The sequence below is a fragment of the Actinomadura decatromicini genome (assembly GCF_008121305.1).
Taxonomy (GTDB): Bacteria; Actinomycetota; Actinomycetes; order Streptosporangiales; family Streptosporangiaceae; genus Spirillospora; species Spirillospora syzygii.
In genome coordinates, this window is sequence record NZ_VSRQ01000004.1 from 61,763 (window position 1) to 75,847 (window position 14,085).

Here is a 14,085-nt window from a genome sequence, read left to right on the forward strand (position 1 = left end):
TGACGCCCGCCGCACCCGTGCAGTTGTCACGAATTCTTAGTGACTTACCTCACACAACCGATACACGAATCCCGTCCCCATGCCCTGACACGACATTAAGGTTGCGTTCAGGAAACTTCCCGACTGCACGCTCGGAGCATGCGGCAGTACCTCCTGCGTAGCATGGGGAAAGGCGCACGGCGGGCCGCTCGCCAAATCGCAGAATTGCACGGAATTCGGCGAAGCATTTAACCCTACCCAGCGGGTACCAGGCTAAACATCCCGCCCATAACATTCCGCTGCGATCACGTCGCGCGATTCGCTAAGTTGCCTGGACATGGCAGCGCAACCCCTGGAAACACCGACCCGACGCCACGATTCGAACGAGACGAACGCGGACGTGCGACTCCAGGAGCCGAGCCTCGCCGACGGCCCGGAGCTTTGGCGGCTCGCCCGGGACTCTTCCGTCCTGGACGTCAACTCGCCTTACAGCTACGCCCTTTGGTGCCGCGATTTCGCGGACACTTCCGTCGTGGCACGCGAAGGCGGCGTCCCGTGCGGATTCATCACCGGTTACGTCCGCCCGGCGCGGCCCGACACGTTCTTCGTATGGCAGGTCGCGGTCGACCGCGACCATCGCGGCCGCGGCCTCGCCCGCCGCATGCTCGACCGCCTCGCCGACCGGCTCGTCCCCCGCGGGCACCGGTTCATGGAGGCGACGGTCACGCCGGACAACACCGCCTCCACCGCGATGTTCGAATCGTTCGCCCGGGACCGCGGATGCGAGGTCGTCCGCAGCGCGCTGTTCGGCGCGGAGCACTTCCCCGACGGGGGACACGAGCCCGAGGTGCTCTTCAGGATCGGCCCGATCGCGACGCGAACCGACGGCGCGAACTGACAGGTCCACCCCCCCACCAAGCTCCCACTCCTACTGCCAGGAGGCAGCACATGGACGTTTTCGACCGCATGGAATCGGAAGTCCGCGGCTACTGCCGCGGCTGGCCCACGGTGTTCGCGACGGCGCACGGCAGCCACATGACCGACGAGCACGGGAAAACGTATCTGGACTTCTTCGCCGGCGCCGGGACGCTGAACTACGGGCACAACAACCCGCAACTGAAACGCCGGCTGCTGGACTATCTCGCCGCTGACTCGGTCGTGCACAGCCTCGACATGTACACGACCGCGAAACGCGACTTCCTGGAACGATTCAACGAGTACGTGCTGCGCCCCCGCGGGCTCGACTACAAGGTCCAGTTCCCAGGACCCGCGGGCAACCACTCGGTCGAGGCGGCGCTGAAACTCGCGCGCAAGTACACCGGCCGCGAGACGGTCGTCAGCTTCACCAACGCCTTTCACGGGATGACGCTCGGCGCGCTCGCGGTGACCGGCAACTCGATGAAGCGCACCGGCGCGGGCGTCCCGCTCGGGCACGGCGTCGCGATGCCCTACGACAACTACCTCGACGGCCGCACGCCCGACTTCCTGCTCTTCGAGACCATGCTGGACGACAGCGGCAGCGGCCTGGACAAGCCCGCCGCCGTGATCGTCGAGACCGTCCAGGGCGAGGGCGGCATCAACGTCGCCACCGCGGAGTGGCTGCGCGGCCTGCAGGACCTGTGCCGCCGCCACGAGATCCTGCTCATCGTCGACGACGTGCAGATGGGCTGCGGACGCACCGGGCCGTTCTTCAGCTTCGAGGAGGCCGGGATCGTCCCGGACATCGTCTGCCTGTCCAAGTCGCTCAGCGGCTACGGGCTGCCGTTCGCGGTCACGCTGATGAAGCGCGACCTGGACGTGTGGGAACCGGGCGAGCACAACGGCACCTTCCGCGGCTTCAACCCCGCGTTCGTCACCGCCGTCGCCGCCCTGGAGGACTACTGGTCCGGCGAGGGCCTGGAGAAGCAGACGATCGCCAAGGGCCAGCAGGTCGAGGCGGCGCTCGGCGAGATCGCGCTCGCACATGCGGGCGCCGTCGACTCCGTCCGCGGCCGGGGCCTCGCGTGGGGCCTCGTGATGAACGACGCCGAGATGGCGCCGAAGGTGTGCGCCGAGGCGTTCTCGCGCGGGCTGCTGATGGAGACGTCCGGTCCCGAGGGCGAGGTCGTCAAGCTGCTGCCGCCGCTCACCACGACCGAGTCGGAGCTGGCGCACGGCCTGGAGATCATCGCGGACTCGCTGGAGGCCGTCCGGCAGACCGTCGCGGTCTGACCCGGCCCCCGCCCGGCATCGGTCCGAGCGACCCCGACCACCGTCCGAGCCGCTCCCGGGCCCCGCGCGGGCCCGGCCTCGGGCATATCCGGAAAGAGGAGATTCATGATCGTTCGTTCCCTTGACGAGATCATCGGCACCGAGCGCGACGTGCAGGCGCCGACCTGGTGCAGCCGCCGGTTCGTGCTCGCCAAGGAGGGCGTCGGCTTCTCGCTGCACGAGACGATCCTGTACGCGGGGACCGAGACCAAGATGTGGTACGCGAACCACGTCGAGGCCGTCTACTGCATCGAGGGCAACGGAGAGTTGACCAACGACGAGACCGGCGAGAAGCACAAGATCGAGCCGGGCGTCATGTACCTGCTGGACGGCCACGAGCACCACACCCTGCGCGCTCACACGGACGTCCGGACCGTCTGCGTGTTCAACCCGCCCTGCACCGGCCGGGAGGTCCATGACGAGAACGGCGTTTACCCCCTGCTGACCGAGGAGGACGCATGAGCATCATCGAGTCGCATCCGACGATCGACGACGCCTACCCCACCCGGAAGGCTTCCGAGGCGGCGCTTTTGTACCGGCAGGACCCGGTGGTGTACGGCGGGCCGGGGGACGGCCCGATCGACGCCGCGACCCTCGACTCGTTCGACGCCAACGGATTCCTCACGGTCGACCGGTTGCTCGCCCCGGACGAGGTCGAGGACTACCGCGCCGAGCTGCGCAGGCTGTCCGCCGACCCGCGGGTGCTCGCGGACGAGCGGACGGTCACCGAGCGCGGCTCGGACGAGGTCCGGTCGATCTTCGAGATCCACAAGATCAGTGAGTTGTTCGCCGGACTCGTCCGCGATCCCCGAGTCGTCGGGCGTGCCCGGCAGATCCTGGGTTCTGAGGTTTACGTCCACCAGAGCCGGGTGAACTACAAGCCAGGCTTCAGTGGCAAGGACTTCTACTGGCACTCGGATTTCGAGACCTGGCACGCGGAGGACGGCATGCCTCGGATGCGCGCGGTGAGCATATCCATCGCGCTCACCGAGAATTTCGTGCACAATGGCGGGCTAATGATCATGCCTGGCTCGCACAAGACCTTCGTCGCCTGCGTCGGAGAGACCCCGGACGACCACTACAAGGAGTCCCTGCGCGGCCAGGAGATCGGCACGCCGGATCCGAACAGCCTGTCGATTCTGGCTGAGAAACACGGTATCGAGCTGTTCACAGGGGCGGCGGGCTCTGCCACCATGTTCGACTGCAACTGCATGCACGGCTCGAATGGGAACATCACCCCGTTCCCCCGCTCGAACGTGTTCATCGTGTTCAACAGCGTCGAGAACACATGCGTCGAGCCGTTCTCGGCGCCCGCGCCGCGTCCGGAGTTCATCGGCGCCCGCGACTTCACCCCCGTCGGCGCCGGAGCCGCTACGGGAGACGAGAGGGCCCGTCCCTCCTCGAATGGCGTCGCGGGCGGCTGAATGAACACAACGATTCGATAAACCCGACACCTCGACCCCGCGCCCGTGAAGGACCCGCAGCGGTCCTTCGCGGGCGCGCGGTCACACCATCCAGGAGTTCGATGATGACCTCTTCGAGACGCGACTTCCTCCGCACCGCCGTTCTGCTGTCCGCCGCGGTGCCGCTGGCCGCGGCGGGCTGCTCCACGACGGACCCGGAGGAGGAGAAGAAGGGCGGGGGCACGCTGCAGAAGGCCAAGGACGCCGGGTCGATCACGGTCGGCTTCGCCAACGAGGCGCCCTACGGCTACACCGACAAGTCCGGGAAGCTCACCGGCGAGGCCCCCGAGCTGGCCAGGGTCATCTTCAAACAGCTCGGAATCGACGACGTGAAGGGCGTCCAGGTCGACTTCGGCGGGCTGATCGCCGGGCTCAACGCCCGCCGCTTCGACACGATCGCCGCCGGGATGTTCATCACGCCGGAACGCTGCGCGTCGGCGGCGTTCGCCAATCCCGAATACGTCGCCAAGAGCGCCTTCATGGTGAAGCAGGGAAACCCGAAGGGCCTGAAGAACGCCGCGGACCCGGCGAAGACCGGAGCGCGGGTCGGCGTCATGACCGGCGCCGTCGAGGCCGGCTACGCCGAGAAGTCCGGGGTGAAGAAGGGCAACATCAAGACGTTCGCCGACCAGCCGAGCGCGTTCGAGGGGCTCAAGGCCGGGCGCATCGACTGCATCTGGCTGACCCGCATCTCGCTCGCCGACCTGCTGTCCAAACACGAGGGGCAGGGATTCGAGGTCACCGAGCCCTTCGTCCCGGTCGTCGACGGCAAGGAGCAGTTCGGCGCGGGCGCGTTCGCCTTCCGCAAGGCCGACGCCGACCTGCTGAACGCCTGGAACGGCGAACTCGACAAGCTCAAGCAGCAGAACAAACTGCTGCCGATCCTGCAGCCGTTCGGCTTCACCCAGGCGGAGATGCCCGCCGCCGGCGACACGGCCGCCAAGTTCTGCCAGGGCTGACCCGTGGGTGACGTCCTCGACAGCTACCACCAGTGGCTGGACGGCGCGTGGCTCACCTTCCGGCTCACCCTGCTCGGAGGCGCGCTGGCCCTGGCCCTCGCCCTGGTCTTCGGCCTGGCGGGCACCTCGCGCCGCGCCTGGGTGCGCGGACTGAACCGGGTGTACGTGGAGTTCTTCCGCGGCAACGCCACGCTCGTGCTGCTGTTCTGGTTCTTCTACGCGCTGCCCCTGATCGGGCTCCGGTTCAGCACCATGTTCGCGGCGGTCCTCGCGCTCGGCCTGAACATCGGCGCCTACGGCGCGGAGGTCGTCCGCGGGTCGATCAAGGCGGTCCCGAGAGCGCAGTACGAGGCGACCGTCGCGCTGAACTTCACGCCGTACCAGCGGATGCGCCGGGTCCTGCTGCCGCAGGGCTTCGCGCTGATGCTCCCCCCGTTCGGGAACCTGATCATCGAGCTGATGAAGGGCACGGCCATCGTGTCCCTGGTCGGCCTGGTCGACCTGACCCGCGTCTCGAAGAACATCCAGGGCAGCACGGGCCAGACCATCGCGGCGTTCACGATGGTGCTCGTCCTGTACTTCGTCATCGCGCAGGTGCTGCAGCTCGCCGTCCGGTACGCGGAGCGGCGGGTGGACCGGATGCTCGGCCGCCGGCTGCCGAGTGAGCCGTCGCTCGGCACGATCGCCGCGGGCGCGCCCGGCACGGGGGTGAGCGGCTGATGGACTGGGACTGGCAGTACTCCGGGGACATCCTCCCCGACCTGCTGGACGGCCTGCGCTACACCATCATCGCGACTCTGGCCGGGTATGTGATCGCCCTGGTGCTCGGACTGGTGTGGACGCTGCTGCGCCGCTCCCCGAGCCGGGTGTTCAACCAGGTGATCCGCTGGATCACCGAGTTCATCCGGTCGACGCCGCTGATCCCGCAGCTGTACTTCGTCTTCTTCGTCCTGCCCGCGTGGGGCATCACGATCGGGTCGCTGACGGCCGGGATCGTCACGCTCGGCGTCCACTACTCGACCTATACCGCCGAGGTATACCGGGCCGGGATCGCCGACGTCCCGAAGGGGCAGTGGGAGGCGTGCACCGCGCTGAACCTGCCGCGGTCGCGGGTGTGGCTGGACGTGGTCCTGCCGCAGGCGATCCGCCGGGTGATCCCGACGCTCGGCAACTACCTGATCGCGATGTTCAAGGACTCGCCGATGCTGCTGGCGATCAACGTCGCGGAGCTGCTGTTCTCCGCCTACCAGGTGGGATCGAAGTCCCTGCAGTTCCTGGAGCCGATCACCATGGTCGGGCTGTTGTTCGTCGTGGTCAGCGTCATATCCTCGATACTCGTCCGCCGCCTGGAGAGGCGTTATGCCACCAACTGATCCCGCCGAAGACGCATCGAAGCCCTCCGCGGACGCGGGAGGCGTCCCCACGGAGAAGGGGAAGGCGCCGGAGGCCCCGCTGCCGCGCGGCGAGGCGCCGGGGATCCGCTTCGAGAAGGTGGTCAAGCGGTTCGGCCACAACGTGGTGCTCCGCGAGCTCGACTTCTCCGTGGCGCCGGGCGAGCGCGTGACGCTCATCGGGCCGAGCGGGTCCGGCAAGACCACGATCCTGCGGCTGCTGATGACGCTGGAGAAGCTCGACGACGGCCTGATCTGGATCGGCGACGAGACTCTCTGGCACATGGAGCGGGGCGGCAAGCGCGTCCCGGCCGGGCAGAAGCACCTGCACGAGATGCGCAAGCAGGTCGGCATGGTGTTCCAGCAGTTCAACCTGTTCCCGAACATGAACGTGCTGCGCAACCTGACCGAGGGGCCGGTCCGCGTCCTCGGCCTGTCCAAGGACGAGGCCGTCGAGCGCGCCCGCGGCCTGCTGGACCTGGTCGGCCTCGCCGACAAGGAGAACGCCCACCCGACCCAGCTGTCGGGCGGCCAGCAGCAGCGGGTGGCGATCGCGCGGGCGCTCGCCATGCAGCCGAGGGTGCTCCTGCTGGACGAGGTCACCTCCGCGCTCGACCCGGAGCTCGTCGTCGGCGTCCAGGACCTGCTGCGCGACATCGCCCGGCAGAGCGACCTCACGCTGCTGTGCGTCACCCACGAGATGACCTTCGCCAAGGACATCTCGGACCGGGTCCTCATGTTCGACCAGGGGCAGATCGTCGAGGAGGGTCCCCCGGACCGGATCTTCGGCGAGCCGTCCGAGCAGCGCACCCGGGACTTCCTGCAGGCGGTCCTCGCGACCTGACCCGCCGCGCGTCCCTGTCGCGTCCCTGTCGCGTCCCTGTCGCGTCCCTGTCGCGTCCCTGTCGCGTCCCTGTCCGGCGCGTCCGCACCCGTCGCCCGCGTTCCCGTCGCCCCGGGGACGCGGGCGGCCTCGTCCCGGGACCCCTGGAACGTACCGAACCTCGTTCGGTACGGTGAGGGACGGGCGTGAGGAGAGCGAAGCGATGGACGGCGCTGCGATCGCCGGGCTCGGGATGACCGAGCTCGGCCGGGTGTACGGGCGGAGCCCGCGGCGGCTCGCCGCGGACGCGGTGCGGCTCGCCGCCGCCGACGCGGGCCTGTCCCCCGGCGACCTGGACGGCCTGCTCGTCAGCCACGGCACGGGCGGCTCCCCGGGCATCGAGCTGGCCGAGACGCTGGGCCTGCGCGACCTGCGGCTGCTGGCGCAGGTCAACGCGTTCGGCGCGACCGCCGGGGCGATGGTGTCCTACGCGGCGACGGCGGTGCTGAGCGGGTCCGCGACGGCGGTGGCGTGCGTGTTCGCGGACGCGCCGCTGAGCCCGGAGCGGTCCGCCGGGTCGGCCTACAACCGCGACGCCCGCGAGTGGTACGGGTTCGGCGGCATGACGGCGGCGCTCGGGCTGCGCAGCGTCAACTCGTTCTACGCGCTCGCGGCGCAGCGGCACATGTCCCGGTACGGCACCACCAGCGAGCAGCTCGGCGCGATCGCCGTGTCGACCCGCGCGTGGGCGGCCGGGAACCCGCGCGCGCAGATGCGGGACCCGATCACGGTCGAGGACCACCAGAACTCGCGCTGGGTGTCCGAGCCGCTTCACCTGCTGGACTGCTGCCTCGTGTCCAACGGCGCGATCGCCGTACTCGTGACGAGCGCGGACCGGGCCCGTGACCTGGCCCGCCCGCCCGTCCACGTGTGGGGCTGGGGGCAGGGCCATCCGGGGCACCGCAGGGAGCGCGGCAGCGGGTTCGGCCTGACGACGGGCGCGGCGGCGTCCGGCGCGGCGGCGCTGAAGATGGCCGGGATCACCGTCTCCGACGTGGACGTGTGCGAGCTGTACGACTGCTACACCTACACCGTCCTCGTGTCGCTGGAGGACTACGGGTTCTGCGGCAAGGGCGAGGGCGGCGCGTTCGCCGCGTCCGGCGCGCTCGGCCCCGGCGGGTCGCTTCCCACGAACACCGGCGGAGGCCAGCTCTCCGCGTACTACATGTGGGGGATGACGCCGCTGTCGGAAGCGGTGATCCAGGCGCGCGGGGACGGCGGCGACCGGCAGGCCCCGTCCAACGACGTGATCCTGGTCAGCGGGAACGGCGGGATCCTCGACCACCACTCGACACTGATCGTCAGCCCGCACCCGAAGGGGGCCTAGCCGTGGAGATCGGCATCCTGCGGCGCGACGGCCGCACCGACCCGTTCTTCGACGGCGCCGCCGCCGGGCGGCTCGTCGTCCGGCGGTGCGCGGCCTGCGACCGCTGGTTCGCGCCGGACGCGCCCGCCTGCCCCGGCTGCGGCGACGAGGACCTCGCCTGGGCCGAGGCGAGCGGCGACGCGACCCTCGTGACCTGGACGATCCTCCCCAGGGACCCGCCCGCCGTGCTGGCGCTGGTCGAGCTGGCGGAGGGACCGTGGCTGCACGCCCGCCTGTACGGCGTCGACCGCGCCGACCTGCGCGAGGGGCTCCCGCTGCGCGCGGCGTTCGTCCACCCGGACGAGGGCGAGTCGTACGTCCTGTTCCGCGCGGTGTGACGACTCCTGGCCCGAATGCCGTTCGGGCCGTTAGCGTCGGCGCATGGACACCGAGGTCTGCCGCCGGTTCGGCATCGAGTTCCCGCTGTTCGCCTTCAGCCACTGCCGGGACGTCGTCGCGGCCGTGACCAACGCGGGCGGGTTCGGCGTCCTCGGCGCCGTCGCCCACACCCCCGACCGGCTCGACGAGGAGCTGCGCTGGATCGACGACCACGTCGGCGGACGCCCCTACGGCGTGGACGTCCTCGTCCCCGGCAGGATCGACAAGTCGGCGGAGGGCGGCGGCGGGCTGGACGCGATGCTCGCCGCGATCCCCGACGAGCACTGGACGTTCCTCGCCGAGCTGTTCGCCCGGTACGGCGTCCCGCTCCCCGACTTCGAGCGGGCCCGGCGGGCCGAGGCGCGCGGCGGCGCGCGGGTCACCGCGGCGGGCGCGACCGAGCTGATCGAGGTGTCGCTCGCCCACCCGATCGGCCTCATCGCGAGCGCGCTCGGCACCCCTCCCCCGCTCATGGCCGAGATGGCGCGCGAGCGCGGCGTCCCCGTCGCGGCGCTGGTCGGGACGCCGGAGCACGCCCGCCGCCAGGTCGACGCGGGCGTGGACCTGATCGTCGCGCAGGGCGGCGAGGCGGGCGGCCACACCGGCGATATCTCCACGATGGTGCTCGCCCCCGAGGTCGTCGACACGGTCGCCCCGCTCCCCGTGCTGGCGGCGGGCGGGATCGCCACCGGGCGGCAGATGGCCGCCGCGCTGGCGCTCGGCGCGTCCGGCGTGTGGTGCGGGTCGGTGTGGCTCACCACCGAGGAGGCCGAGACGTCCCCGGCGGTGAAGGCGAAGATGCTGGCCGCGACGTCCCGGGACACGGTCAGGTCGCGGTCCCGCACCGGCAAGCCCGCCCGCCAGCTCCGCTCCGCCTGGACGGACGAGTGGGACGGCCCCGCGAGCCCCGGCCCGCTCGGCATGCCGCTCCAGATGATCGTCGCCGAGGGCGCGATGCGGCAGATCACGAAGGTCGCCGAGTCCGGGAACCTGGGCGCGCGGGAGCTCGCGAACTACTTCGTCGGGCAGTGCGTCGGCCTCATGAACACCGTCCGGCCCGCCCGCCAGGTCGTCTACGACATGGTGGACGACTTCGCCACCGCCGTCGAACGCCTCAACGCCATCACCAAGACCGGCTGACTCCTCGGCGGGCTCCTCTGCGGCCCGGCGGGTGTGATTTAATAAATGACCGTACATTTATTAATGGGAGGGATGCGATGGCGGGACGGCCGCGACTGGTCGGCGACACGGCGATCCTGCGGGCGGCGGTCGAGGTGATCGGACGTGTCGGACCCGCGAGGCTCACGCTCGCCGCGGTGGCGGAGGAGGCGGGGGTCGTGCCGGGGACGCTCGTCCAGCGGTTCGGGTCCAAGCGGGGGCTGCTGCTCGCGCTGGCGGATCGGTCCGTCCGGGAGACGCAGACGTCGCGGCAGGACCGGGAGGGCACGGCGCTGGCGGCGCTGCGCGCGTTCGCGGTCGAGTCGATGTCGGAGATGGCGACGCCGGAGCGGTACGCGAACCACCTGGCCTTCCTGTGCCTGGACCTCACCGACCCGGAGTTCCACGAGCGCGCGCTGGCCGTCCACCGGGCGAACGGGCGGCTGATCGAGGGGCTCCTCGGCGAGGCGGCCGACGCGGGCGAGCTCCGTCCGGGGACGGACGCGAAGGCACTCGCCGGGACCGTCCAGGCCGTTCTCGCCGGGGCCGGGCTGACCTGGGCCCTCGACCGGGAGGGCACGCTCGCCGAACGCCTCGGCCGCGAACTGGACGCCGCCCTGTCGCCGCACGTCCCGTGAAGGAGGAACCATGCCGGACCTGACCGGACACGTCGCCCTCGTCGCCGGGGGCGCCCGGGGCGGCGGGCGGGGCATCGCCGTCCAGCTCGGCGCCGCCGGGGCGACCGTCTACGTGACGGGTCGCAGCAGCGGCTCCGCGCGCTCCGGGCTCGACCGTCCGGAGACCATCGAGGAGACCGCGAGCAAGGCCACCGAGGCGGGCGGCGTCGGGATCGCCGTCCAGGTCGATCACAGCAGGCCGGAGGAGGTCCGTGCGCTCGCCGAGCGAATCGCCGCCGAGCAGGACGGGCGGCTCGACGCCCTGGTCGATTCGGTGTGGGGCGGCGACCCGCTGACCGACTGGGAGCACCCGCTGTGGGAGCAGGACCTCGACACCGGCCTGCGGCTACTGCGCCAGGCGGTGGAGACCCACGTGATCACCAGCAGGTTCGTCCTGCCGCTGCTGGTCGCCCGCGGGCGCGGCCTGGTCGTGGAGGTGACCGACGGCAACACGGCCCGCTACCGCGGCTCGTTCTTCTACGACCTGGCGAAGTCGACGGTGATCAGGCTGGCCTTCGCGCAGGCGGCGGAGCTGCGGCCGCACGGGGTCGCGGCCGTCGCGATCACGCCCGGGTTCCTGCGCTCGGAGGCCGTCCTGGACCATTTCGGGGTCACCGAGGCCACCTGGCGCGACGCCATCGCCCAGGACCCGCACTTCGCGTACTCCGAGACCCCCGCCTATCTCGGACGCGCCGTCGCGCACCTCGCCGCCGACCCGGACGTCATACGTAAAACAGGACGGGCCCTCGCCACCTGGAGCCTCTACAAGGAGTACGGGTTCACCGACGTCGACGGTACCCAGCCCGACTTCGCCGCCCACTGGGCGGACGCCCTGGTCGACGAGTACGGCCCCCTCGGCGACCCGCTCTGAGTCAGGCCGCGACGTCGATGACCAGCCGGTCGTCGCGGGTCTCGACGTCCGTGCCGAGCGCGGCGCAGGCGCGGGTGAACCGCTCGCCGATCCAGCGGCGCTCGGCGCCGCCGGCGAGGCGCGTGCTCGCGAAGTCGAGGCGCAGCGGCACCGCCTCGATCCGGGACGGCCGCGCGCCGTCCAGCGTGACGACGAACAGCAGGCCGAGGTCGTTGCGAAGCGTCTCGTCCACGGCGTAGTCGTCGATGAAGTCGCCCATGTCGAACAGGACGGGCACGTCCACGCCGTGGAAGACGTGCGCGGAACTGCCCGCGACGAGCGTCGCGCCCGCGTCCACGAACTTCTCGGCGGCCCGCCGGACGTAGCGCAGCGGCTCCCCCGTCATGTTCGGCCCCCAGTGCGGGAGCACGACCACGGCGTCGTTCTCCGCCCGCAGCCGCCGGATCCGCTCCAGCAGATCCCCTGGCACACCCTTCATCAGGTCGGCGTAGGCGACGCCCGGCCGCCCCTCACCGGCCGCGAAGTCGGACGGGTGGTCGGTGACGCCCAGCACCGCGATCTTCACTCCCCCGGCTTCGAGGACGGCGCGCTCCCTCGCCTCCGCGACGCTCCGACCAGCGCCGACCACCGAGACACCGGCCCGCCGGAGATGGTCGAGCGTGTCGGTGAGGGCGTCCGTCCCGTAGTCGAGGGCGTGGTTGTTGGCGAGGTTCACGCAGTCGACGCCGAGGTCCGCGAGCGCGTCGGCGGCGGCCGGAGGCGCGCGGAAATGGAACGGCTTGCCGGGCGCGTCCCAGCGCCGCCCGCGGTCGGACACGCAGCATTCCAGGTTCACGAGCGCGAGGTCAGCGCCCGCGAACGCCTCGCGCACGCCGTCGGAGAACAGCCCGTGCGGGCCGGACACGGCGATCCGATCCGCCACGCCGCGGCCGAGCATGGTGTCCCCGGCGAGCGCCATGGTGACGGTCATCGGGTCCCCCATCGGCGGGTGTACGTCCTCCAGCCTACGAAGCGCGCGTGAACCAGGTCACCTGGGCGCCGTTCCCGAACGATTCGCGCGCGGTCGGCGTGAACGGCGTCGGGTCGAACCCGCCCGCGAACGCGGGGATCCCGTCCCCGGCCACCACCGGATAGCTCTTGACGATCAGCTCGTCGATCTCGGGGAGGACGGCCCCCGCGAGCCTGCCGCCGCCGCAGAGCCAGACGTCCTTGCCGCCCTCCTCGGCCTTCAACTGCCGGACGGCGGCGAGCCCGTCCCTGACCAGCTCCACGGACGGGTCGGCGATCTCGTCCAGGGACGTGGACACGACGTACTGCCGGACGTGCGCGTAAGGGCTGTTCACGCCGATGTCGAGCGCGGGCCGGTAGGTGCCGAGCCCCATCACCAGGGTGTCGAACCGCTTGTTCGGGGCGTCCTCCAGGCCGACCTGCGCGCGGATGTGCGTGGGGAGGGTCTCCGGGTACCGCTCGTTGATCCAGGTGGCCATGTCCTCCCCGAGCGGATAGAAGTCGATCTCCCCGCCGGGACCGGCGATGTAGCCGTCGATGCTGACGCCGACGTAGTAGACGAGCTTTCGCATCTATGGATACTCCGTTCATAGTACTCTGCCTGAAGTGGTTTGAACTTAGTACTACGGATGGAGTGGTGTCAACATGCGCCGTAACACCGAGCGGCGGACCGCCCTCGTCGACGCCGCGATCGAGGTCCTCGCCCGGGAGGGCGCGCGCGGGCTGACGTTCCGCGCGGTCGACGCCGAGGCGGGTGTCCCGGTCGGCACCGCGTCCAACTACTTCGCCAACCGGGACGACCTGCTCACCCAGGCGGGCGGCCGGATCTACGAGCGCCTCCAGCCGGACGCCGGCACCCTCGCCGGGATGTCCGCCGGGCCCCGCGACCTCGCCAAGGTCATCGAGGTGCTGCGCGAGACGGTCGGCCGGATCTCCGAGTTCCGCACCGGCTACCTCGCGCTGCTCGAACTGCGCCTGGAGGCGACCCGGCGCCCCGGCCTGCGCGCCGTCCTGACCGAACGCGTCCGCGCGGACGTCGAGACGAACATCGCCCAGCACCTCGCCTCCGGCCTCCCCGGCGACGCCACCACGGTGCGCCTGCTCTACCTGGCGCTGAACTGGCTCATCGTCGAACACCTCACCCTGCCGGGCGTGTTCTCCGACGAGGACGTCCACGACCTGGTGGCGCTCGCCGTGGAACGCGCCCTCCCCCGCTGACCCGCGCCGCCCCGATCAGCGCGGCGGGCCGACGACGACCTGCCCGTAGGCGTCGGCCGCGGCGGCGACCGCCTCCGGCGCGATCTCGAAGTCGTCCGGACGCGGCGCCGACCGGTCGCGCCCGGCCTGCCGGAACATGCCCTCGATCCCGCCCGGCGTGGCGATCATGAGCAGGTCGGCGCGGTCGGACGTGATCCGGTAGCCGTGCGGGATGTTCCGGGGCAGGTACACGATGCCGCCCTCGGACAGCTCCCTTTCCTCGTCCCCCACCCACAGCAGGGCGCTCCCCTCGATCAAGAGGAAGATCTCGTCCTCCCGGGTGTGCATGTGGAACGGCGGGGCCTCACCCTTGGAGACGTCGAACCGGCCGACGGTCACCTGGCCGTCGGTCGCCGCCGCGTCCAGCAGGACCGCGAACGTGCCGCCGTCCAGCCATTCGAGCCTCTGCTGCTCATCGGCCTGGGCCAGGTACGGAATGCTCATG

Annotated in this window: 17 protein-coding genes; 14 read left to right on the top strand and 3 right to left on the bottom strand. The window is 70.8% G+C overall.

What is annotated here, in order from left to right:
- Window positions 1-316: 316 nt before the first annotated feature.
- From ectA to FXF68_RS18805, 13 genes are all read left to right on the top strand, one after another.
- The gene (ectA, locus tag FXF68_RS18745) at window positions 317-877 is read left to right on the top strand and encodes a diaminobutyrate acetyltransferase (RefSeq protein ID WP_148760999.1); all 561 of its coding nucleotides are present in this window, start codon (window positions 317-319) and stop codon (window positions 875-877) included.
- A gap of 50 nt (window positions 878-927) precedes the next feature.
- A complete protein-coding gene (gene ectB / locus FXF68_RS18750) occupies window positions 928-2,190 on the top strand; it encodes a diaminobutyrate--2-oxoglutarate transaminase (protein ID WP_148761001.1) in 1,263 nt (420 codons plus the stop codon).
- Between the two features lie 105 nt (window positions 2,191-2,295).
- On the top strand, window positions 2,296-2,691 hold the full coding sequence (locus FXF68_RS18755; protein ID WP_067885475.1) for an ectoine synthase: 396 nt from the start codon (window positions 2,296-2,298) through the stop codon (window positions 2,689-2,691).
- Window positions 2,688-3,653, top strand: coding sequence for an ectoine hydroxylase (thpD, locus tag FXF68_RS18760; protein ID WP_148761003.1), 966 nt, complete (start codon window positions 2,688-2,690; stop codon window positions 3,651-3,653). The genes FXF68_RS18755 and thpD overlap by 4 nt, the downstream gene beginning before the upstream one ends.
- A 104-nt stretch (window positions 3,654-3,757) precedes the next feature.
- Entirely contained in the window at window positions 3,758-4,651 is an 894-nt protein-coding gene (gene ehuB, locus FXF68_RS18765) for an ectoine/hydroxyectoine ABC transporter substrate-binding protein EhuB (protein WP_148761005.1), read from the top strand.
- Window positions 4,652-4,654: 3 nt separating this feature from the next.
- Window positions 4,655-5,371, top strand: coding sequence for an ectoine/hydroxyectoine ABC transporter permease subunit EhuC (ehuC, locus tag FXF68_RS18770; RefSeq protein ID WP_148761007.1), 717 nt, complete (start codon window positions 4,655-4,657; stop codon window positions 5,369-5,371).
- The gene (gene ehuD / locus FXF68_RS18775; RefSeq protein ID WP_187438012.1) at window positions 5,371-6,024 is read left to right on the top strand and encodes an ectoine/hydroxyectoine ABC transporter permease subunit EhuD; all 654 of its coding nucleotides are present in this window, start codon (window positions 5,371-5,373) and stop codon (window positions 6,022-6,024) included. The genes ehuC and ehuD overlap by 1 nt, the downstream gene beginning before the upstream one ends.
- Window positions 6,011-6,886: an ectoine/hydroxyectoine ABC transporter ATP-binding protein EhuA gene (gene ehuA, locus FXF68_RS18780; protein ID WP_148761011.1), complete on the top strand. Its 876-nt coding sequence runs from the start codon at window positions 6,011-6,013 to the stop codon at window positions 6,884-6,886. The genes ehuD and ehuA overlap by 14 nt, the downstream gene beginning before the upstream one ends.
- 202 nt (window positions 6,887-7,088) lie before the next feature.
- The gene (locus FXF68_RS18785; protein WP_148761013.1) at window positions 7,089-8,252 is read left to right on the top strand and encodes a thiolase family protein; all 1,164 of its coding nucleotides are present in this window, start codon (window positions 7,089-7,091) and stop codon (window positions 8,250-8,252) included.
- 2 nt (window positions 8,253-8,254) lie between these two features.
- Window positions 8,255-8,629 carry a Zn-ribbon domain-containing OB-fold protein gene (locus FXF68_RS18790; RefSeq protein ID WP_148761015.1) on the top strand — a complete coding sequence of 125 codons (375 nt, stop codon included), beginning with the start codon at window positions 8,255-8,257 and terminating at the stop codon, window positions 8,627-8,629.
- Window positions 8,630-8,672: 43 nt separating this feature from the next.
- Complete coding sequence (locus FXF68_RS18795; protein ID WP_148761017.1) at window positions 8,673-9,809, top strand: NAD(P)H-dependent flavin oxidoreductase; 1,137 nt, start codon at window positions 8,673-8,675, stop codon at window positions 9,807-9,809.
- A gap of 77 nt (window positions 9,810-9,886) precedes the next feature.
- A complete protein-coding gene (locus tag FXF68_RS18800; protein WP_148761019.1) occupies window positions 9,887-10,465 on the top strand; it encodes a TetR/AcrR family transcriptional regulator in 579 nt (192 codons plus the stop codon).
- A 10-nt stretch (window positions 10,466-10,475) separates the two neighbouring features.
- Entirely contained in the window at window positions 10,476-11,375 is a 900-nt protein-coding gene (locus FXF68_RS18805) for an SDR family oxidoreductase (RefSeq protein ID WP_148761021.1), read from the top strand.
- 1 nt (window position 11,376) lies between these two features.
- Here FXF68_RS18805 and FXF68_RS18810 read toward each other — a convergent pair whose 3' ends face one another.
- Both FXF68_RS18810 and FXF68_RS18815 read right to left on the bottom strand, forming a co-directional pair.
- Window positions 11,377-12,345, bottom strand: a complete 969-nt coding sequence (locus tag FXF68_RS18810; protein WP_148761023.1) for a CapA family protein — start codon at window positions 12,343-12,345, stop codon at window positions 11,377-11,379.
- Between the two features lie 34 nt (window positions 12,346-12,379).
- Window positions 12,380-12,955: a dihydrofolate reductase family protein gene (locus FXF68_RS18815; protein ID WP_148761024.1), complete on the bottom strand. Its 576-nt coding sequence runs from the start codon at window positions 12,953-12,955 to the stop codon at window positions 12,380-12,382.
- A 73-nt stretch (window positions 12,956-13,028) separates the two neighbouring features.
- Here FXF68_RS18815 and FXF68_RS18820 point away from each other — a divergent pair, with 73 nt between their 5' ends.
- Window positions 13,029-13,601: a TetR/AcrR family transcriptional regulator gene (locus FXF68_RS18820; protein WP_148761026.1), complete on the top strand. Its 573-nt coding sequence runs from the start codon at window positions 13,029-13,031 to the stop codon at window positions 13,599-13,601.
- Between the two features lie 15 nt (window positions 13,602-13,616).
- Here the strand turns inward: FXF68_RS18820 and FXF68_RS18825 are convergent, their stop codons facing one another.
- Window positions 13,617-14,084: a cupin domain-containing protein gene (locus FXF68_RS18825; RefSeq protein ID WP_148761028.1), complete on the bottom strand. Its 468-nt coding sequence runs from the start codon at window positions 14,082-14,084 to the stop codon at window positions 13,617-13,619.
- Window position 14,085: the final 1 nt, after the last annotated feature.